This is a genomic window from Pseudomonas vancouverensis (assembly GCF_004348895.1).
In the GTDB taxonomy this organism is placed as follows: domain Bacteria; phylum Pseudomonadota; class Gammaproteobacteria; order Pseudomonadales; family Pseudomonadaceae; genus Aquipseudomonas; species Aquipseudomonas vancouverensis.
In genome coordinates, this window is record NZ_RRZK01000008.1 from 17,689 (window position 1) to 36,630 (window position 18,942).

Sequence of the window (18,942 nt, forward strand, 5' to 3'; positions counted from 1 at the left end):
ACAGTTCTGCAAGGGGAGATGTGACATGGACAGGATCATCAAAACGGCGAGCGCCAGGCTGATTGCCACGGCAGCGCTGATCGGGCTTGGCATTTGCCAGGCGGCGCCTTCCGGCGCCAGCAGTCAGACCCTGGAACGCGAAGGCCTGTCCGTTGCGTTCAGCGTGAAACCCCTGGCCTCGGACGGCGTACTGCGCGAAGGCGAGTTCGCCGATGTGCAGTTCCGGGTCACGGACAAAGCCTCGGGGCAACCGCTGTCCGGCGTTGCGCCGGGGGCCTGGATCGACCCGGAAACGGTCAGCGCCGACCAGGCCCAGGGCCGTGACAAGAGTTGCAAGTCGCGGGTCGGCACATTCCTCAGGTCGAACATCGGCGCCCGTCCTCTGCTCGACCTCAACAGCTACTTCCTGTTGGTGATGAACCGCGATGCCAGCGTCTCGGTGGTCGACCCTTCGGTGTCGGTGGGCGGGATCACCAGCACCCTGACCCGGATCGACCTGAAACAGCCGCCGATGGACTGGGTGACGACCCGGGACAACAAGCAGGTGTTTGTCTCGATGCCCAAGGCGGGCGAAGTGGCGTTGATCGACAGCGCGCAATTCAAGGTGACCCAGACCCTGACTGCGGGCAGCAATCCGGTGCGGGTGGCGCTGCAACCGGATGAGCGCCTGTTGTGGGTCGGCAATAACGCCAAGGGCGAGGCTTCCGGGGTCACGGTGATCGACACCGGCAGCCTCAAGACCCTCAAATTCCTCCCTACCGGCGCCGGGCACCACGAAATCGCCTTCAGCAAGGACAGTCGATTTGCCTTCGTTACCAACCGCGACGACGGCACCCTGAGCATCGTCGATATCGCCAGCCTGACCATCAGCAAGCAGCTCAAGACCGGTTCGCACCCCCTGTCGGTGGCGTATTCGCCCTTGTCCGGTGCCGCCTACGTCGCCGACGGAAAGGACGGCACGGTGACCGTGGTCGATGGTGCCAGCCAGTCCGTGCGCCGGGTGATCCAACTCAAGCAGGGGCTTGGGCCGATGGGCTTCAGCGCCGACGGCCGCTTCGGCATCGTGCTCAACACCCTGGAGAATCAGGCCGCGGTGATCGACACCGCCAACGACGCTTCAATCCACGAACTGGACGTGTCCGCCGAACCGTACCAGGTGTCGTTCACCAAGGCCTATGCCTACGTGCGCGGACTGGCATCGGCCAAGGTGACGATGATCAACCTGGCGTCCCTTGGTGAAGGTCACAAGCCGATCATCCAGGGCTTCGAAGCCGGGCCACAGGCACCGCGGATGGCCGGTGACCTGCCGCTGGCTTCAAGCCTGGCAGTGTCGAAGGACGATAACGCGGTGTTCGTGGTCAACCCGGTGGACAACACCACCTACTTCTACGCCGAGGGCATGAACGCGCCGATGTCCGGTTACCCCAATCGCGGGCAGGTGGCGCGGGCGGCCATGGTGATTGATCGCAGCCTGCGGGAGGTCGAGCCGGGGCTGTACAGCTCGCGAGTCAGGCTGCCGGCGGCGGGGCGTTTCGACGTGGCGTTCCTGCTCAATCAACCGAACATCATCCACTGCTTCAGCACGGTGGTCGAAGCGGACAAAAACCTCGACCGCTCCCGTGGCGTGCCGAAAGTCGAATTCATGCTCGACACCTCCACCGCCGCGCTCGGCAGCCCCTACGTGGTGCGTTTCCGCATCGTCGAAGGCAAGCACAAGGCGCAGCGCAGCGGGGTCAAGGATGCACAGGTGCGCTACTTCCGCGCACCGACTTCGCGGCCGCAGGAGGTGGCGGCGCTGGAGGTCGCGGACGGCGTCTACGAAGCCCCGCTGACCCTCGACCGCGACGGCGCCTGGTACCTGCACGTACGGGCCGCGTCCCTGGGCGCGGGTTTCGATGACCAGACCTTCGCCAGCGTGCGGGTCCTGCCCGGCGATACCCATTAGGAGGACACTGACATGAATCGATTCGCCCATCGCAGCCTGTTGGCGTGCTGCCTGCTGACCCTGGCGATCGGCCAGGCCCTGGCGCACTCGGCGGATGAACATGCCGGACACGACATGACATCCAAGGTGGCCAAGCCGGAAACGGCGCAGATCAAGTTTGCCGATGTCGCGCTGCTGGACCAGAGCGGCAAAGTGGTAAGCCTGGAAAAAGACCTGGTGAGCAACAAGATCGTGGTCATGGGCTTCATCTACACCAGCTGCACCACGGTGTGCCCGGTGGTGTCCTCGATCATGGCCAAGGTGCAGAAACAATTGGGTCACCGGGTCGGCACCGAAGTGCAACTGGTGTCGATCAGCATCGACCCGCAGCGGGACGACCCCAAGCGTCTGAACGACTATGCCAGCACCTTCCAGAAAGGCCCGGGCTGGAGCTGGCTGACCGGTTCGCCGCAATCGGTCACGGCGACCCTCAAGGGCCTGGGCGCCTACAGCGCCGACTTCAAGAACCATTCGCCGCTGATTCTGGTGGGCGATGGCAACAGCCGTTTCTGGACCCGCTACTACGGTTTCACCGACCCCGGAGAACTGGCCCGCGCGGTCGAGAGGATCAGTGGCGAACGCAACGCCCACGCCAAACACACCGCCATCGCCATGGAGCATCAGCCATGAGAGCCATCGACTGGTTTGCCCTGAGCATCTGCTTCTGGATTTTCAGCTCCGTGGCCTTTGCCCATGAAGGGCACCAACAAGCTGCCGGCCCATCGACCTCTGCCGCAGTGGCCGCGCAGCCAACGACAGGCACCCGCGATGCGAAAACCTGGTTCACCGACACGCCCTTGCAGGACCAGAACGGCAACACGCTGCGCTTCTACAGCGATGCCCTGCAAAATCGCGTGGTCCTGCTCAACGTGATTTTCACCAGTTGCAACGATGCCTGCCCGCTGATCACCCAGAAGCTCAAGGACGTGCGTGAAGTGCTGGGCGACAAGGCGGACGGCATCACCTTCATCTCCCTTACCAGTGATCCGCTGCGGGACACGCCGGCGGTACTCAAGGCTTACACCTTGAAGCAGGGCGTCGATGGGCCCCACTGGCTTTTTCTTACCGGCGACAAGGCGAGCATGGACCTCGTACTCGGTCGCATCGGGCAGGTGATTCCGAGCCCTGAGCAACACTCCACGCAATTGATCGTCGGTGACGTGGCGAACAAACGCTGGAGCAAGATCCGTCCCGATGCCCCGGCCGCCGCCATTGCCCAGCGCTTGCAGTTGCTGACAATGCCCGTGGTCGATCGCTGAGTCCGGGCCATGAACACTGCCCTCGTCTTCGGCCTGCTGCTCTTGAGTGGCCTCAGCCTGACCGCCCAGGCGCTTGAACTGACGCCCAGCGAAAGTGCCGGTAAACGGCTGTACCGCGAAGGCGTGTCGGCCAGCGGCGAGCCGATCATGGCCCGGGTCGGTGCGGCGGACATGGAGCTGCCGGCCAGCAGTCTGCCGTGCGCCAATTGTCACGGCGCCGACGGACTGGGGCGGCCCGAGGGCGGGGTGCGGCCGCCGGACCTGAGCTGGTCGCGGCTGTCCAGCAGCTACGGTCAGCAACATATCAACGGGCGCAGTTACCCGGCGTACAGCGACGCCAGCCTGGCGCGAGCAGTGCAGCAAGGCCGTGATCCCGGCAACAACCGGCTCGACCCGTCGATGCCGCGCTTCGTGTTGTCGATGAACGATCAACGCAACCTCACGGCCTACCTCAAACGCCTGGCCGATGAACGCGACCCGGGCCTGACCCCGGACAGCCTGCACCTGGGCACCTTGCTGCCGGGCTCGGGGCCGCTGAGTGAAGAGGGCGCGACCGTGGCCGCGGTGCTCAAGGGCAGTGTGGCGCGGATCAACGAGGCCGGCGGCATCCATGGCCGCCAGTTGCGCCTGACGATTGTCGACCCCGGCCCTGACCGCGCCAGTGCCGAACAGGCGCTGGACCGCTTGATCCAGCAAGAGCAGGTGTTCGCCCTGATCGCCCCCTTGGCCCCGGCGCTGGATTCGGACCTGGTCACTCGCCTGGAACAAGCCGGCATTCCGCTGATCGGGCCGTTGTCCTTGCAGGGCACCACCGCCACCAGTCGACAGATTTTCGAGCCCTTGCCGGGCCTGCGTGAGCAACTGATTGCCCTGGCCGATTACGCCGGCGCCAGCCTCAAGGTGCTGCAGGGGCCGACACTGATCGCCTACCCGGATGAGCCTGGCCAGCGGCTGGCTGCACAGGAGCTGAGCGAATACCTGAACGAGCATGCCTGGCAGAAAGTTCGCCTGCAGATCTACGACCCGATCAGGGATCAATTGCCGTTGGGCTCGCGCTCGGTGTTCTACCTGGGCAGTAGCGACGGTTTCAGTCGACTCGCCGAGCGTCTGCAATCGGCAGGGCAGGTGCCTTACCTGTTCGCCGCGTCGAATCAGGTGGCGGGCAAGCTGTTGCAGGTGCCCAGTGGGTTTTCCCGGCGGGTGTTCCTGGCTTATCCGTTCGTGCCCAGCGACTGGACCCTCGCCGGACGCCTGGCGCTGACGCAATTGCGCGAGCACCAGGGCCTCGGCGGCCAGCACGCGGTGCTGCAAGTGGGGGCCTACAGCTCGATGATGCTGCTCAGCGAGGGTATGAAGCAGGCCGGTCGTGACGCCAGCCGCGAGAAGCTGGTCAGTGCCCTGGAAGGCTTGCGTGACTTTGATACCGGGCTGACGCCGCTGATCAGTTTCGGCCCTGGTCGTCGCCTGGGCCTGAGTGGCGCACACGTCGTCACCGTGGATTTGCCGGACCAGCGTTTCTATCTGGTCGCGCCCTACAAACCTGTTGCTGCCATGCCTTGACCGGAGGTCGATCATGATACTCAACGTTTTGCTGGTGCTGTTCGCGTTGTGGGTACCCATGGTGTGGGCCAGTAATGGCCCGGCGGCTGCGCGGGTCAATGGCGAGGAAATTTCCCAGTTGCGCCTGGAGCGCTACTTCGCCGAGTTCCTCGAGGATCAGGGCCGGGCGGTGGGCAGCATCCGCAATCCCACGGCCTACAAACAGCTGCGCAAGGCCGCCCTGGACGCGTTGATCGACCGCGAGTTGTTGTGGCAGGAAGCGCTCAAGCGCGGCGTGGTGATCAGTGATGCCCAGGTGCAAAGCCAGGTCGAGCAGACCCGCCAGGCCATGGGCGGCGCCGAGGTGTTCAGCCGCCGCCTGCAGGATGCCGGTTTCGATGAAGCCGCCTACACCGAATACACCCGCCGTGAACTGGCCGCCCGCCAGGTGTTCACCGAGCTGACCCAGGTCGATGCGCCGGACGAGAAAAAAGTCCGCGCGTTCTATGCCGAACACCGTGCCGAGATGGCCCGTCCGGAACAGGTGCAGGCCCGGCATATCCTGATCAAGGTAGCCCCCGGGGCAGACGCTTCCACAGTCGAAGCCGCACGACTACGCTTAATGAAGATGCACGCGCAAATTGTCGCTGGCGCCGACTTTGCCAGTGTCGCCCGCAGCGGTTCCGAAGACGCGTCTGCCAGCGTCGGTGGTGAATTGGGCTACTTTGCACGTGGGCACATGTTGCCTGAGTTCGAGGCAGCGGCTTTCGCCCTGAGCCCAGGGGCTGTCAGTGAACCGGTGCGCACCTCGGCAGGCTGGCACCTGATTAATTTACAGAACCACTTGGAGGCTGCCGATGTCACAGAGGAGCAAGGACTTGACATGGTTCGGGCATACCTTGCCCGACAGCAACAGGTTCAAGCTCGTTCTCAGGCATTGGCACAGCTGCGTGCAAACAATCGAATCGAGCGGATCGACGACGAATAGGGGGCTTCCCCAACTTTGGGGGAAAAACTTCAATGCCGATCCGATCGCTTTCCCCGAGTTTGGGGGAAGGGCGACCTGTACGAGTCTGTACGAGAAAGCATTGTTTTTAAATTCAAGGACATGAAGACTTAAAATTACCGGCGCCCAGCCTGGCATGAAGTGTGCGTTAGACCTGTTGAAGGCGCGCACTCCGCCAGGTTCGAAACCCGGACCTGCGGTTTCAAGGAGTCCACCTTGTTAAACAAAGTACTGGTTGTCGAAGACGAACAGCTGCTTGCACAAAACCTTCAGGATTATCTGCAGGCGCAAGGGCTGGAAGTCCGAGTTGCTCATAACGGGGCTGAAGGTATCGGCGAAGCCGAGAAATTCGACCCTAATGTGATGGTGTTCGATTACCGCTTGCCCGATATAGAAGGCTTTGAGGTGCTCGATGCCGTCCGCCAGAACAGGAAGTGTCATTTTGTGCTGATTACCGGGCACCCAACCGCTGAAGTCTGTGAGCGGGCCCGGCAGATGGGCGTCAGCCATATCCTGTTCAAACCCTTTCCATTGGCGGAATTGGCCCGTGCAGTCTGTGATCTTCTGGGGGTGGAGCGCGAACCCAAAGCGGGTGTGAGCAGCTCTGAAGGCTTTGTCGAACGACGCCAGAGCAGGACCGAGAGTTTCCCGCTGCAGTTGTACGACGGTAGTTGGGTGCTTGCAGATCGCCGACGAAATTCGGCCTCCATGGCGCCAGACGACGAACAATTGCTCACCGGGGAGTAATGGCGCGACAAGAGGTTCCGGCCCCCGCCGAAATTGCTCGCCGCGCCGACAGGGCTCAAAGCCCCGGGCGTTGGAGAGCAAGCCATGGACCGTCTGTCCCTTGCCGTAGAACCGGCACAAACGGAAGCTGTACCGACTCGTTTTTCCAGTGAGCAACTGGCCCGGGCCCGGGCCCTGGCCACCACCTCCGGCGAGCGCATGCTCGATGCCCTCGGTGAGCTCAGCCAACTGGCGCCGATGCCATTCATTCAGTGCCTGGGCGTCACGCTGCACTACCCGGTGCTCGACACCGACAGCCTGTTCAATTCCACCCCGGTGTTTGACCGGGTCACCCTGGCCCAGTGCCTCAAGCGCGAATTTATCCTGTTGCGTCACGACGATGCCGTCATCGGTGTGTTCGCCGACCCGTTCGACAGCGCACGCCTGGCCTGGATCGACGACTGCCTGCACGGCGCGCCGCTGTACCTGGTGCATGCCGACGACCTCAAGGCTTACCTGGCACGTCACGAAGAAAGCTTCCACGCCGTGGAATCGCTCAACGCCCAGGCCGAAGCCGGTGCTGAAATCGACACCCTGCAAAGCCTGTCCCTGACCAGCATCAGTGAAGACGCCAGCGTGGTGGTCAAACTGGTCAACTCGACCCTGTACGACGCGCTGAAAATGCACGCCAGCGACATCCACCTGGGCACCACCGGCAGCGGCCTGGTGATCAAGTACCGCATCGATGGCGTGCTCAACAACATCAGCAAGATCCAGGGCAGCGAGTTCGCCGAACAGGTGATTTCCCGGGTCAAGGTCATGGCCGAACTGGACATCGGCGAGAAACGCGTACCCCAGGATGGCCGTTTCAAGATCGGCATCAGCGGCCGCCAGATCGACTTCCGGGTGTCGATCATGCCGAGCATTTTTGGCGAAGACGCCGTGCTGCGGGTGCTCGACAAACAGGACCTGGCCGACAAAGTCTGCGGTGTGCAACTGCAAGCGCTGGGCTTTGAAGACGAGACCCTGCGGCAATTGCGCCGCCTTGCCGCCGAACCCTACGGCATGGTGCTGGTGACAGGTCCCACCGGCAGCGGCAAGACCACCACCCTCTACGCGATGATCACCGAGATCAACCACGGCGTGGACAAGATCATCACCATCGAAGACCCGGTGGAGTATCAACTGCCCGGCGTGCTGCAGATCCCGGTCAACGAGAAAAAGGGCCTGACCTTCGCCCGGGGCCTGCGCTCGATCCTGCGTCACGACCCGGACAAGATCATGGTCGGTGAAATCCGTGACCCGGACACCGCGCAGATCGCCGTGCAATCGGCACTCACCGGTCACCTGGTGTTCACCACCATCCACGCCAACAACGTGTTCGACGTGATCGGCCGCTTCACCCAGATGGAAATCGACCCCTACAGCCTGGTCTCGGCACTCAACGCGGTGCTGGCCCAGCGCTTGATTCGCCTGGTGTGCAGCAGTTGCAGCGCGCCTTACAGCCCGACTGACGAAGAGCTGGAAGTCTCCGGGCTCGATCCGCAGCAGGTCGCGCACTTCCAGTTCGTTCACGGCAAGGGTTGCGGCCATTGCCGCGGCACCGGCTACCGCGGGCGCAGTGCGATTGCCGAGCTGCTGCACCTGGACGATGAGCTGCGGCAGATGATCGTCGAGCGCCAACCCATTTCGAAAATCAAGGCACATGCCTGCAAACGTGGCTTGCGCCTGCTGCGCGAGTCAGCCCTGGAACTGGTGCAACAAGGCCGGACCACGCTCGAGGAGATCAATCGTGTCACTTTTATCTCGTGAGCAATACGTCGCCGTACTCGGCGCCAGCGGTGTCGGCCTGGGCCGGCGGCAGGGTGGGGAAACCCATTGGCTGGGCAGCGTCGGTTACATCGACGAAGGCTTCCAGGCCTGGACCGTCGCCCTCGATACCCTTGATCGTCTGCTGGCCGAGCACACCTCGGCCAGGGCGGAGCTGACCGTGGTGATTTCCGGGCACTTCAGCCGCTTTTGCCTGGTGCCCTGGAGCGATCAGATCAGCAGCCCGGCGGAACTGCTCGGCTTCGCCCATCTGTGCTTCGAAGACCTCTATGGTGCGCCTTCGCAACCCTGGAGCCTGGTGTTGTCGGCGGAACCGGCCGGTTACGACCGCATCGCCAGCGCGCTGCCCCAGGACCTGCTGGAACACCTGCGCACACTGGTCGGCAATCGTGGCCTTCGCCTGCGTTCGGTGCAGCCGTACCTGATGGCGGCCTTCAACCATTTCGACAAGAGCTTCGAGGCCGGCGACTTCCTGTTTGTGGTCGCCGAGCCGGTGCGCAGCGTGTTGCTGCTGGCGCGGGAAGGGCGCTGGACCTCGGTACGCTCGGTTGGCAGCAACGACAGCGATGCCGCCCTGACTGCACTGATCGGTCGGGAAAGCCAGTTGCAGGCCGCCAACAGCGAACGGCCGTTGCATGTCTACCTGCATGCACCAGCGCGGATCGACTCGCATCCCGAAGTGCCCGGTGTGCACCTGCGCACCCTTGAAGAGGACCGGACGGCCGTACGCGATTGCCTGTACGTCATGTCTCGGGCGGTGGCCTGACATGCGCGCGCTGATGCTCGACTTTCAACCGCGCCCGCGTTCGGGGCCGCTGGGCTGGAGCCTGCTGGCCGCTGGCGTGTTGCTGAGCCTGACCTGCCTGCTGATCCAGCAGCACTTGAGCGATGAGTCCGAACAACAGCAGGGCCACCTGCAAACCGCGCAACGGGTGCTCACCGGCGACACCGGTGGCAAGGTCAGCCTGACCCCGGCGGAAACCCGCGAGCAAGCGCAGAACCTGGCGGAAATGCGCAAGGTGTCGCAGCAACTGCGCCGGCCCTGGGAGCGTCTGTTCGCCACCCTCGAAGCCATGCCCCGGGAAAACGTGGCCTTGCTGACCCTGACCCCGGATGCACGCAAGGGCCAGCTGCGGATCAGTGCCGAAGCGCGGGACCTGGACGCCATGCTGGATTTCCACCGCCGTCTCGAAGCCACTGGCGAGCTGTCCGATGTGTCGCTGCTGAGCCACGAAATCGTTGCCAACGTGCCGGAGCATCCGGTGCAGTTCAACCTGTCGGCTACCTGGGAGATTGGCGATGCAAATCCCTAGACTGATCGTCCACGAATACCTGCAGGGCCTCGGCGTACCGGGCCTGGCCGGCATGGTGCTGGTGGTGCTGGCGCTGACCTGGGGCCTGGCCGGATTGTTGCCGGACTGGCAATCGCTGCAGCACCTCAGCCAGCAGACCCGCGAAGCCAGCGAATACCTGGCCAAGGTCGAGAACGGCACGGTGGCCGCACCGGTGGTACCACAGCGTCAGCTCGACGATTTCCGCAGCAAGTTGCCGTCGCAGCCGCAGGCCACGGTGGCCATCGACAAGATCTACGCCCTGGCCGCCCAGGAGCGCATCACCCTGTCCCGGGGCGAATATTCCCTGGGCATCGATCCCAAGACTCACCTGGCGCGCTATCAGATCCTGTTGCCGGTGCGTGGCAGCTATCCGCAGCTGCGGCGCTTTCTCCACGCCTTGCTCGGCCAGTTGCCAGCGGTGGTGCTGGAGGACGTCGAGTTCCAACGCAAGAAAATCGCCGATACCGACCTGACCGGGCGGATCCGCATGACCCTTTACCTGTCGAGGTCATGATGAACAACAAACGGGTGGTGGGTTGGTTGGCGTTCTTCGGCGTAGCCGCGGCGCTGGCCTGGTTGCCGGAATATTTCCAGCAGGCAGACGACGGAGATGCAGTGGTCACGACCACGGCAACTTCGGCCAAAGACAAGAAAGCGGCTGCACAGACCACCACAGCGGTGGCGGGTGCAACGGCCGCCATCAAGGACCTGAGCCCGGCAGGCGATCTGTTTGCCGCCCGCAGCTGGAAAGCGGCGCCGGCCCTGGGCACCGTTGTCGAGCAACCGGTCAACGTGACACCGGTGGTGCAAGCCCCCACTGCACCGCCCCTGCCTTTCCAGTTTGTCGGAAGGCTGGATGACCGCTCCGATCTGCAGGTGTTTTTGCAGAACGGGGAAAAAATCTACGTCGTGCGCAAAGGGGATGTAATCGACGAAACCTGGCGGATCGAGCGGATTTCCGATGTGGAATTGAGCCTGGTCTACCTGCCTCTGCATTTATCGCAGACCTTGTCTGTGGGGAGCACGCAATGAACCGATCCCGTTTGCTGTTGAGCCTGTGTGTCTGTGCAGGGCTGGTGGCGTGCAGTACGGCGCAGGTCGCCAACCAGGAAGCGTCCGCGCTGATCGAGCAGGGCCAGTACGAAGCCGGCCTGGCGCGGATCGAAGAGGGGTTGCGGGAGAATCCCCGGGACACCGAATTGCACCTGCTCCTCAACAGTGGTCGTCTGAAGGCGGTGACCGCGCTGCTGACCCAGGCCGACAACGCTCGCGCCCAACGGGATTTCGCCACGGCACGCATGACCTACGGCCGGGTGCTCAACATCGAACCGAACAACCGCCGTGCCCAGGACTCCCTGCGCCAGCTTGATTACCTGCGCAGCATGGATGAAAAACTCGAACTGGCCCGGGGTGACCTGCGCCGTGGTGACATCTACGGTGCCGACCGCCAGGTCAAACAGATCCTCGAACTGGACCCGAAAAACGAAGGCGCCCTGGAGCTGCAAGGCAACATCCGCCTGGTGCAGAGCCGCAACGTGGTGCAGTACCCACAGCTGCGTACACGCCTGGATCGGCCGGTAACCCTGGAGTTTCGCGATGCCAACCTGAAAACCATTTTCGAAGTGCTGTCGCAAGTCGCGGGCCTGAACTTCATCTTCGACAAAGACCTGCGCCCCGACATGAAAGCGACCATCTTCGTGCGCGACGTGCGCATCGAGGATGCCGTCGAATTGCTGCTGCAACAGAACCAGCTGCACCAGAAAGTGGTGAATGAAAACACCTTGCTGATCTACCCCGACTCACCGCAGAAGCTCAAGGATTATCAAGAGCTGGTGATGCGCACCTTCTACCTGACTAGCATCGATGCCAACACCGCGCTGAACATGGTCAAGACCATGCTCAAGACCCGCGACGTGTTCGTCGACGAACGCCTCAATACCCTGACCATGCGCGACACCGGCGACGCCGTGCGCATGGCGGAAAAACTTCTGCAATCCCAGGACCAGTCCAACCCTGAAGTGGTGCTGGAAGTGGAAGTCATGGAAGTCGCGCACCAGCGCATTCTCGACCTCGGTCTGCAATGGCCGAACACCTTCGGCGTGCTCAACACCGACGGCCAGCCGGTGTCGGTGCTCGACCAGCTCAAGGGCATCGATTCCAGCCGGATCTCCATCAACCCGGCGCCACAGGCCAAGATCAACGCGGCGGACAAGGACATCAACACCCTCGCCAGTCCGGTGATCCGCGTGAGCAACCGCGAGCAGGCACGCATCCACATCGGTCAGCGTGTGCCGATCATCAGTGCGACCTCGGTGCCGTCGACCCAGGGCCCGGTGATCACCGAGAGCGTGACCTACCTCGATGTCGGTCTTAAGCTGGAAGTGCAACCGATCGTGCACCTGAACAACGAAGTGGCGATCAAGATCGCCCTGGAAGTCAGTAACGCCACCTCGCTGGAACCGACTCGCCAGGGCACCATCCCGGTCCAGGTTGACACCCGCAACGCCCAGACCACCTTGCGCCTGCACGACGGTGAAACCCAGATCCTCGCCGGCCTGATGCGCAACGACCGTGGTTCGACCGGTAACAAGATCCCTGGTCTTGGCGACATTCCTGGCCTGGGTCGTCTGTTCGGCAGCAACAAGGACGATGTCAGCAAGTCCGAGCTGGTGCTGTCGATCACCCCGCGGATCGTGCGCAACCTGCCGTACCAGAGCCCGTCGGACATGGAATTCCCGACCGGCACCGAAACCAGCATGCACATCCAGGCTCCGGACCGTTCGATGGGTGAATCAGTACAGACCGACAGCCGTCTGGACAACTCCGTCGCCACCCACGTTGTCGTCGAGAAGCCTTGATCATGAACGCCTCGCAACGCGGTTTTACCTTGATCGAAGTCGTGGTGACGCTGGCCCTGATCGGCCTGCTGGCCGGTATGGCCGCACCGCTGACCGAGACCCTGGTGCGCCGGGGCAAGGAGCAGGACCTGCGCACCGCGCTGTACCAGATTCGCGATGCCATCGACGCCTACAAACGTGCCTACGACGCCGGCTACATCGAGAAGTCCCTGGACAGCAGCGGCTACCCGCCGAGCCTGAAAGTACTGGTCGATGGCGTGCGTGACGTGCGCAGTGCCAAGGGGGCCAAGTTCTATTTCCTGCGGCGCATCCCCCGTGACCCGCTGGTGACGGCCAAGCGTGACGACGAAGGTGGTTGGGGGTTGCGTTCCTATGACAGTTCGGCCGAAAACCCACGCGAAGGTGAAGACGTCTTTGACGTTTACTCCAAGGCGCGGGGCAAGGGCCTCAACGGCATCGCGTACCGGGAGTGGTGACATCATGCGCCGGGAAAAGGGCTTTACCTTGCTGGAATTGATGGTGGTCATGGCAATCATCGCCACCCTGATGACCATCGCCTTGCCGCGTTATTTCAACAGCCTGGAGGCGTCCAAGGAGACCACCCTGCGCCAGAGCCTGTCGGCCATGCGCGAGGCGCTGGATCACTACTACGGCGACACCGGGCGCTACCCCGATTCCCTCGACCAACTGGTGGAACTGCGCTACCTGCGCGTGCAGCCGACCGACCCGATTGCCGAGCGCAAGGACACCTGGGTACTGGTCGCACCGCCGGACGGCGTGGCGGGCGGCGTCGCCGATATCAAGAGCGGTGCTTCAGGGAGGGCCCGTGATGGCAGCCTTTATTCCGAGTGGTAGCGCCTCGCACCAGGACGGCTTCACCTACCTGGGTGTGCTGTTCCTGATCATGGTGATGGGCATGGGCCTGGCCAGCGCTGCCGAATTGTGGGCCACCGCGGCACGGCGTGATCGCGAGCGCCAGCTGCTGTGGGTCGGTACCCAGTACGCTCAGGCGTTGCGCAGTTACTACCGCAGCTCGCCCGGTGTGGCGCTGTACCCCAAGGAGCTGGCGGACCTGTTGCAGGACGAGCGTTTTCCATCGCCCAAGCACCACATGCGCCACCTGTATCCGGACCCGATCGGCGGCGGGGAGTGGGCGCTGATGCGCGGTGTCGACGGACGCATCACCGGGGTCTATTGCCCTTCGACCGAGAAGCCGTTGAAGCAGGTGAACTTCCCCAGCCAGTGGTCGGATTTCAACGGCATGGCCAGCTACAAGGACTGGCAGTTCGTCGCCGAGAAAGCCTTCCTCGACGGCCCTTCGGGACCGGTGAAAGGCCAATCCACTTCACCCCAGGCGTTGCAGCCATGAACCGGCACTGGCTGATGGCACTGCTCCTGTCGCTGCTGGCGAGCTGCGCCTGGGCGGGTGAAGAAGACGAGATGCTCGGCTTCATCATCGACGACACGATTTCGCACATCGGCCACGATTTTTACTACTCGTTCAGTGAACGCCTGCGCGCCACCAGCCGCATGGATTTCAACCTGGTGGTCCGGGAAAGACCGTCGGCACGCTGGGGCAGCCTGGTGACCGTGGAGTTTCAGCAAAGACTGGTTTATCGGCGATTCCTGCCGCCGAACACCGTGGAGTTGAAGGACGAGGCTTATGAGGCCGCCGATCTGGTTCGCATGGAGATCGTGCGGCGCAAGCTGGAAGCCTTGTTGCAGGACACCACCGACCTTGAGAGGGACGAACTATGAACACCGCACACTTCTCGACGCGCAGGGGCAGCCAGTGGTTGATCGGGCTGGTGTTATTGGGGGCTGGCAGTTGCGGCGTGGTCCAGGCGACAGAACTGGTCTACACGCCCATCAACCCCTCGTTTGGCGGCAACCCGTTGAACGGCACCTGGTTGCTCAACAACGCCCAGGCGCAGAACGATTTCGACGACCCTGACCTGAAAAAACGCACCACGGTGGCCGGCACTTCGGCCCTGGAACGTTTTACCTCGCAGTTGCAGTCACGGTTGCTGGGGCAACTGCTCGACAACATCTCCACCGGCAATACGGGGAGCCTGTCCACGGACGCTTTCATCGTCAACGTCGTCGACGACTCCGGCGCCCTGACGATCAACGTCACCGACCGGGCAACCGGTGAAGTCTCGGAAATTCAGGTTAACGGCGTTACTACCTCCCCTTGACGGGGATCGGGCCGATGGGGAGTTACGGACATGAAAAAAATAATTTTGCTAGGGATGCTGCTGGCGCTGCTGCAAGGCTGTGGTCTGCGCGAACCGATGCCTGCCGAGCAGGACACCGATACGCCGACCCTGACCCCCAGGGCCTCGACCTACTATGACTTGCTGAACATGCCTCGGCCCAAGGGCAAGCTGATGGCGGTGGTCTACGGTTTCCGCGACCAGACCGGGCAGTACAAGCCGACCCCTGCCAGCTCGTTTTCCACCAGCGTCACCCAAGGCGCGGCGAGCATGTTGATGGATGCCTTGCAGGCCAGTGGCTGGTTTGTGGTGCTGGAACGTGAAGGGCTGCAGAACCTGCTGACCGAGCGCAAGATCATTCGCGCCTCGCAGAAGAAACCCAATACCCCGGTGAACATCCTCGGTGAGCTGCCACCCTTGCAGGCGGCGAACATGATGCTCGAGGGCGGCATCATCGCCTACGACACCAACGTGCGCAGCGGCGGGGAAGGGGCGCGGTATCTGGGCATCGACATTTCCCGGGAGTATCGCGTCGATCAGGTGACGGTGAACCTGCGGGCGGTGGATGTGCGCAGTGGGCAGGTGCTGGCCAACGTGATGACCAGCAAGACCATCTATTCGGTGGGTCGTAGTGCCGGGGTGTTCAAGTTCATCGAGTTCAAGAAGTTGTTGGAGGCTGAGGTGGGTTACACCACTAACGAGCCGGCGCAGTTGTGTGTGTTGTCGGCGATCGAGGCGGCGGTGGGGCATTTGCTGGCGCAGGGGATCGAGCGGCATTTGTGGCAGGTGGCGGGGGATAATTCGCAGCCGGCGCAGAATGAGACTCTGGATCGGTATTTGACTCAGAACAAGGTTGATCCTGAGAGTTCGCAGTGAGCTTGGTTTGTGAGCCTTGGCGGCCTTCGGGCCGACCAGGCTTTGGGTTGATGGTGTGCATATCCGTTGCTGAGGTAACGGCGGCTTATGGTTCCGCTCTTACAGCGGGTCACTTTTGACAAACGCCTCAAAAGTAACCAAAAGGGCTTGCCCCGGCGTTCGGCCCCTCGCTGGGGCTCGGGGTCCCTTCGTTCCGGGATTCATCCGGGGGCATCGCCTACGGTTTGCTTCGCTGCACCTCCTCTCGATGTGTGCGGCTTCGCCGCACGGTCGCTACGCTCCCACCCCCGGATAAACCCCTCCACTCAGCCTGCCGAAGGGGCCGGCAGATCAAGAGCTTTTGTCGAGCTAACGCTCATCCTGTTGAGTGGTTAGGAGCGGGCGGTGGGCACGGCTGTTGCTGTTGCTGGCCTTCCAGCCGACATGAATCTTGCGGCTGCATCTATTCCAAATGTGGGAGCGAGCTTGCTCCGGGCGGTGTTCCTTCGAAGGCGGCCTGCCAGCCGACCTGAATCTTGCGGATGCATCTAATCCAATTGTGGGAGCGAGCTTGCTCGCGATGACGTCCGTTCATCCAAAAAATCTTTCCCTGACACAACCCTTTAAACCCGCTCCAACATCTCAACAAGTTTCTCCGGCCACACCGTTTCCCTGGTCTCCCTTAACTCCGCCACCGACCACCATTTATGCTCCGCCATCACCCGCACTTCATGCGCTGTCCACCCCTCGCGGGACAGTGCCTCACCCTCGGTCCGCACGACAAAATACCGCTCCACCGACAACACGGTTTCACCACTGGGCAGCAGCATCGCAAAGCGTCGCTCTGCAATGCTCGATCCCACGGCTTCAACCTGAATCCCTGTCTCTTCGAACAACTCGCGAACCGCAGCCTCTTCAAATGTTTCCCCCGGCTCAAGACCACCGCCCGGTGTCGCCCAATGGTTTTTCCCGTCCAGTGCATCGCCCTTGTGGCGAAAGTGGAACAGCAGCACCTGGTTCGCTGGGTTGATCACCAGCAGGCGCGCTGAATCTCGTTGGCGCATGATTTTCCGTCCATGAAAGTAAAGAAGCCGCAGGGGTCGCTGCGGCTCGAAAGGTTAGGGTTCAGATTGGCAAAGCGATAACGGGAGGGTTACGCCACCACCCGATAACACGGCACATAGGCCGCGCCACCCGGCAGTTTCATCCGGTGTTGGGCGACGAAGGCTTTGAGCAGTTGATCCAGCGGTTGCATGATCGCGGGGTCGCCGTGGATTTGGTACGGGCCGTGTTCTTCGATCAGGCGGATGCCCTTGTCCTTGACGTTGCCGGCGACGATGCCGGAGAAGGCGCGGCGCAGGTTGGCCGCCAGTTCGTGGGGTGGCAGGTCGTGGCTGAGTTTCAGGTTGGCCATGTTTTCGTGGGTCGGGTCGAACGGGCGCTGGAAGCCTTCGTCGATTTTCAACAGCCAGTTGAAGTGGAACGCGTCGTTGCGCTCGCGGCGGAATTGCTTCACGGCCTTGAGGCCCTGGGTCATCTGGCGGGCGACTTCGACCGGGTCGTCGATGATGATCTGGTAGTGCTGGCGGGCCGCTTCGCCGAGGGTGGCGGTGACGAAGGCGTCCAGTTGTTCCAGGTACGCCGCGGCGTGTTTCGGGCCGGTGAGGATGACCGGGAAGGGCAGGCCTTCGTTGCCCGGGTGCATGAGGATGCCGAGCAGGTAGAGGAACTCTTCGGCGGTGCCGGCGCCGCCCGGGAAGATGATGATGCCGTGGCCGACGCGGACGAAGGCTTCCAGGCGTTTTTCGATGTCCGGCAGGATCACCAGTTCGTTGACGATCGGGTTCGGCGCTTCGGCGGCGATGATGCCGGGTTCCGTCAGGCCCAGGTAGCGGCCGCCGTGGATGCGTTGCTTGGCGTGGGCGATGGTGGCGCCTTTCATCGGGCCTTTCATCACGCCGGGGCCGCAGCCGGTGCAGATGTCGAGGCTGCGCAGGCCCAGTTCGTGGCCGACTTTTTTGGTGTATTTGTATTCTTCGGTGTTGATCGAGTGGCCGCCCCAGCACACCACGATCTTCGGCTCGACGCCGGGGCGCAGGGTGCGGGCGTTGCGCAGCAGGTGGAAGACGTAGTCGCTGATGCCCTGGGAGTTGCTCAGGTCGATGCGCTGGCTGTCGAGTTCGTTCTCGGTGTAGACGATGTCACGCAGGGCGCTGAACAGCATTTCCCGGGTGCTGGCGATCATTTCGCCGTCGACGAAGGCATCGGCGGGGGCATTGAGCAGTTCCAGGCGCACGCCGCGGTCCTGCTGGTGAATGCGGATTTCAAAGTCTTTATAGGCTTCAAGGATGGTCTTGGCGTTGTCGACATGGGCGCCGGTGTTGAGGATGGCCAGGGCGCACTGGCGGAAGATGTTGTAAGTGCTGCCGGAACCGGCTTCGCTCAATTGCTGCACTTCGCGTTGCGAGAGGGTTTCCAGGCTGCCCTTCGGGCTGACCGAGGCGTTGATTACTTGTCGTTGGGTCATTCAGTGATCCTTAAAACGATGTCACCCGCGCACAACAACGAATGGCATCCGAATAAAATGTATCCATGAAAGAAGATGGCACGAACCGCACAGTCTCGCCATGTCCCCGAATGACGATGAAAAGGTGAAAAGGCGCTCCAGCATAGCTAAATCCCTCGCAGAGGCGATAATGGCCCGCTGCCTTTTTGCCCCTGACCCAAGGAAACCCGACGTAATGTTCGAAATCCAGCCGATGAACGCCGATGTTTACCGGCAACAGACACGGCGCAGTACGCTGATCATTGCCCTGATATTCCTCGCGCTGGCCATGGTTTTGTCCACGGCGGCGGTGGCCTTGTTCGGCGAGCCCGGGGGCGACAACCTGCGGTTCAACGTCGGTGGCGTGTTCGTCGCGGTCCTGCTGATGGCGGCGTTGATGCGCAAGGTGTTCTGGACCCAGGCGTGGATGGCCCCGGCCGTCTACAGCTGGCGGCTCAAGCGCAGCCTGATGGCCATCACCAACGTCATGCACCATGTGAAAACGGCTGTTGAGGCGGGTGATCCGACGGCCATGAAGCTGCTGCGTTTCTACCATCTTGGGTTGAACCAGATGCATCAACTGGACGGCAACTCCAGCGATCATGGGCAATTGATCCGGGAAATGGATGAGCACAAGGAACGGATGGAGGCGTTGGCGATCGATATCGACCAGACCCGATTCGATCCGGCCTGGATCGAGGCAATGAAGTCGGCCTCGCGTTGACACGGCCTGCGATCAGGCCAATGAGCATAAAAGGCGGCCAGGATCGGTCGTCGGTAAACGAAAACC

21 protein-coding genes are annotated in these 18,942 nt (G+C 62.4%); 19 read left to right on the forward strand and 2 right to left on the reverse strand.

Annotated features, from left to right (window positions below):
* Positions 1-25: 25 nt before the first annotated feature.
* From EIY72_RS07755 to EIY72_RS07840, 18 genes are all read left to right on the forward strand, one after another.
* The gene (locus EIY72_RS07755; protein WP_093218458.1) at positions 26-1,945 is read left to right on the forward strand and encodes a YncE family protein; all 1,920 of its coding nucleotides are present in this window, start codon (positions 26-28) and stop codon (positions 1,943-1,945) included.
* A 12-nt stretch (positions 1,946-1,957) separates the two neighbouring features.
* Positions 1,958-2,614 carry an SCO family protein gene (locus EIY72_RS07760; protein WP_093218459.1) on the forward strand — a complete coding sequence of 219 codons (657 nt, stop codon included), beginning with the start codon at positions 1,958-1,960 and terminating at the stop codon, positions 2,612-2,614.
* Positions 2,611-3,243, forward strand: coding sequence for an SCO family protein (locus EIY72_RS07765; RefSeq protein ID WP_093218464.1), 633 nt, complete (start codon positions 2,611-2,613; stop codon positions 3,241-3,243). Before EIY72_RS07760 ends, EIY72_RS07765 begins: the two co-directional genes overlap by 4 nt.
* Positions 3,244-3,252: 9 nt before the next feature.
* Positions 3,253-4,803: a cytochrome c/ABC transporter substrate-binding protein gene (locus EIY72_RS07770; RefSeq protein ID WP_093218465.1), complete on the forward strand. Its 1,551-nt coding sequence runs from the start codon at positions 3,253-3,255 to the stop codon at positions 4,801-4,803.
* Between the two features lie 13 nt (positions 4,804-4,816).
* Positions 4,817-5,770, forward strand: a complete 954-nt coding sequence (locus tag EIY72_RS07775) for a peptidylprolyl isomerase (protein WP_093218466.1) — start codon at positions 4,817-4,819, stop codon at positions 5,768-5,770.
* 234 nt (positions 5,771-6,004) lie between these two features.
* On the forward strand, positions 6,005-6,535 hold the full coding sequence (locus EIY72_RS07780) for a response regulator (RefSeq protein WP_093218467.1): 531 nt from the start codon (positions 6,005-6,007) through the stop codon (positions 6,533-6,535).
* An 84-nt stretch (positions 6,536-6,619) separates the two neighbouring features.
* The gene (locus tag EIY72_RS07785) at positions 6,620-8,326 is read left to right on the forward strand and encodes a GspE/PulE family protein (protein WP_093218470.1); all 1,707 of its coding nucleotides are present in this window, start codon (positions 6,620-6,622) and stop codon (positions 8,324-8,326) included.
* Complete coding sequence (locus EIY72_RS07790; RefSeq protein WP_093218471.1) at positions 8,307-9,110, forward strand: hypothetical protein; 804 nt, start codon at positions 8,307-8,309, stop codon at positions 9,108-9,110. The genes EIY72_RS07785 and EIY72_RS07790 overlap by 20 nt, the downstream gene beginning before the upstream one ends.
* 1 nt (position 9,111) lies before the next feature.
* The gene (locus EIY72_RS07795) at positions 9,112-9,657 is read left to right on the forward strand and encodes a pilus assembly protein (RefSeq protein ID WP_093218472.1); all 546 of its coding nucleotides are present in this window, start codon (positions 9,112-9,114) and stop codon (positions 9,655-9,657) included.
* Positions 9,644-10,192: a pilus assembly protein PilO gene (locus EIY72_RS07800; RefSeq protein WP_093218473.1), complete on the forward strand. Its 549-nt coding sequence runs from the start codon at positions 9,644-9,646 to the stop codon at positions 10,190-10,192. The genes EIY72_RS07795 and EIY72_RS07800 overlap by 14 nt, the downstream gene beginning before the upstream one ends.
* A complete protein-coding gene (locus EIY72_RS07805; protein WP_093218474.1) occupies positions 10,192-10,710 on the forward strand; it encodes a hypothetical protein in 519 nt (172 codons plus the stop codon). The genes EIY72_RS07800 and EIY72_RS07805 overlap by 1 nt, the downstream gene beginning before the upstream one ends.
* The gene (locus EIY72_RS07810; protein WP_093218475.1) at positions 10,707-12,536 is read left to right on the forward strand and encodes a secretin N-terminal domain-containing protein; all 1,830 of its coding nucleotides are present in this window, start codon (positions 10,707-10,709) and stop codon (positions 12,534-12,536) included. The genes EIY72_RS07805 and EIY72_RS07810 overlap by 4 nt, the downstream gene beginning before the upstream one ends.
* A gap of 2 nt (positions 12,537-12,538) precedes the next feature.
* Complete coding sequence (locus tag EIY72_RS07815; protein WP_093218476.1) at positions 12,539-13,012, forward strand: type II secretion system protein; 474 nt, start codon at positions 12,539-12,541, stop codon at positions 13,010-13,012.
* Between the two features lie 4 nt (positions 13,013-13,016).
* Positions 13,017-13,391, forward strand: coding sequence for a type II secretion system protein (locus EIY72_RS07820; RefSeq protein WP_093218477.1), 375 nt, complete (start codon positions 13,017-13,019; stop codon positions 13,389-13,391).
* Positions 13,366-13,905: a type II secretion system protein gene (locus EIY72_RS07825; RefSeq protein WP_093218479.1), complete on the forward strand. Its 540-nt coding sequence runs from the start codon at positions 13,366-13,368 to the stop codon at positions 13,903-13,905. The genes EIY72_RS07820 and EIY72_RS07825 overlap by 26 nt, the downstream gene beginning before the upstream one ends.
* On the forward strand, positions 13,902-14,294 hold the full coding sequence (gene csgE / locus EIY72_RS07830) for a curli production assembly/transport protein CsgE (protein ID WP_093218481.1): 393 nt from the start codon (positions 13,902-13,904) through the stop codon (positions 14,292-14,294). The genes EIY72_RS07825 and csgE overlap by 4 nt, the downstream gene beginning before the upstream one ends.
* On the forward strand, positions 14,291-14,734 hold the full coding sequence (locus EIY72_RS07835; RefSeq protein WP_093218482.1) for a curli assembly protein CsgF: 444 nt from the start codon (positions 14,291-14,293) through the stop codon (positions 14,732-14,734). The genes csgE and EIY72_RS07835 overlap by 4 nt, the downstream gene beginning before the upstream one ends.
* A gap of 30 nt (positions 14,735-14,764) precedes the next feature.
* Complete coding sequence (locus EIY72_RS07840) at positions 14,765-15,628, forward strand: CsgG/HfaB family protein (protein ID WP_093218483.1); 864 nt, start codon at positions 14,765-14,767, stop codon at positions 15,626-15,628.
* Between the two features lie 602 nt (positions 15,629-16,230).
* Here EIY72_RS07840 and EIY72_RS07845 read toward each other — a convergent pair.
* On the reverse strand, positions 16,231-16,671 hold the full coding sequence (locus EIY72_RS07845; protein ID WP_093218484.1) for an NUDIX hydrolase: 441 nt from the start codon (positions 16,669-16,671) through the stop codon (positions 16,231-16,233).
* Between the two features lie 89 nt (positions 16,672-16,760).
* Positions 16,761-18,134, reverse strand: a complete 1,374-nt coding sequence (gene ppnN, locus EIY72_RS07850; protein ID WP_093218485.1) for a nucleotide 5'-monophosphate nucleosidase PpnN — start codon at positions 18,132-18,134, stop codon at positions 16,761-16,763.
* Positions 18,135-18,348: 214 nt separating this feature from the next.
* Here ppnN and EIY72_RS07855 point away from each other — a divergent pair, with 214 nt between their 5' ends.
* On the forward strand, positions 18,349-18,876 hold the full coding sequence (locus tag EIY72_RS07855) for a DUF3087 domain-containing protein (RefSeq protein ID WP_093218486.1): 528 nt from the start codon (positions 18,349-18,351) through the stop codon (positions 18,874-18,876).
* Positions 18,877-18,942 lie beyond the last annotated feature (66 nt).

Coding starts and splice junctions, on each gene's coding strand:
- EIY72_RS07760 (WP_093218459.1), top strand. CDS start 1,958: ATGAATCGATTCGCCCATCGCAGCCTGTTGGCGTGCTGCCTGCTGACC.
- EIY72_RS07755 (WP_093218458.1), top strand. CDS start 26: ATGGACAGGATCATCAAAACGGCGAGCGCCAGGCTGATTGCCACGGCA.
- EIY72_RS07825 (WP_093218479.1), top strand. CDS start 13,366: ATGGCAGCCTTTATTCCGAGTGGTAGCGCCTCGCACCAGGACGGCTTC.
- EIY72_RS07805 (WP_093218474.1), top strand. CDS start 10,192: ATGAACAACAAACGGGTGGTGGGTTGGTTGGCGTTCTTCGGCGTAGCC.
- EIY72_RS07800 (WP_093218473.1), top strand. CDS start 9,644: ATGCAAATCCCTAGACTGATCGTCCACGAATACCTGCAGGGCCTCGGC.
- ppnN (WP_093218485.1), bottom strand. CDS start 18,134: ATGACCCAACGACAAGTAATCAACGCCTCGGTCAGCCCGAAGGGCAGC.
- EIY72_RS07795 (WP_093218472.1), top strand. CDS start 9,112: ATGCGCGCGCTGATGCTCGACTTTCAACCGCGCCCGCGTTCGGGGCCG.
- EIY72_RS07820 (WP_093218477.1), top strand. CDS start 13,017: ATGCGCCGGGAAAAGGGCTTTACCTTGCTGGAATTGATGGTGGTCATG.
- EIY72_RS07835 (WP_093218482.1), top strand. CDS start 14,291: ATGAACACCGCACACTTCTCGACGCGCAGGGGCAGCCAGTGGTTGATC.
- EIY72_RS07815 (WP_093218476.1), top strand. CDS start 12,539: ATGAACGCCTCGCAACGCGGTTTTACCTTGATCGAAGTCGTGGTGACG.
- EIY72_RS07770 (WP_093218465.1), top strand. CDS start 3,253: ATGAACACTGCCCTCGTCTTCGGCCTGCTGCTCTTGAGTGGCCTCAGC.
- EIY72_RS07810 (WP_093218475.1), top strand. CDS start 10,707: ATGAACCGATCCCGTTTGCTGTTGAGCCTGTGTGTCTGTGCAGGGCTG.
- EIY72_RS07775 (WP_093218466.1), top strand. CDS start 4,817: ATGATACTCAACGTTTTGCTGGTGCTGTTCGCGTTGTGGGTACCCATG.
- EIY72_RS07855 (WP_093218486.1), top strand. CDS start 18,349: ATGTTCGAAATCCAGCCGATGAACGCCGATGTTTACCGGCAACAGACA.
- csgE (WP_093218481.1), top strand. CDS start 13,902: ATGAACCGGCACTGGCTGATGGCACTGCTCCTGTCGCTGCTGGCGAGC.
- EIY72_RS07785 (WP_093218470.1), top strand. CDS start 6,620: ATGGACCGTCTGTCCCTTGCCGTAGAACCGGCACAAACGGAAGCTGTA.
- EIY72_RS07845 (WP_093218484.1), bottom strand. CDS start 16,671: ATGCGCCAACGAGATTCAGCGCGCCTGCTGGTGATCAACCCAGCGAAC.
- EIY72_RS07765 (WP_093218464.1), top strand. CDS start 2,611: ATGAGAGCCATCGACTGGTTTGCCCTGAGCATCTGCTTCTGGATTTTC.
- EIY72_RS07840 (WP_093218483.1), top strand. CDS start 14,765: ATGAAAAAAATAATTTTGCTAGGGATGCTGCTGGCGCTGCTGCAAGGC.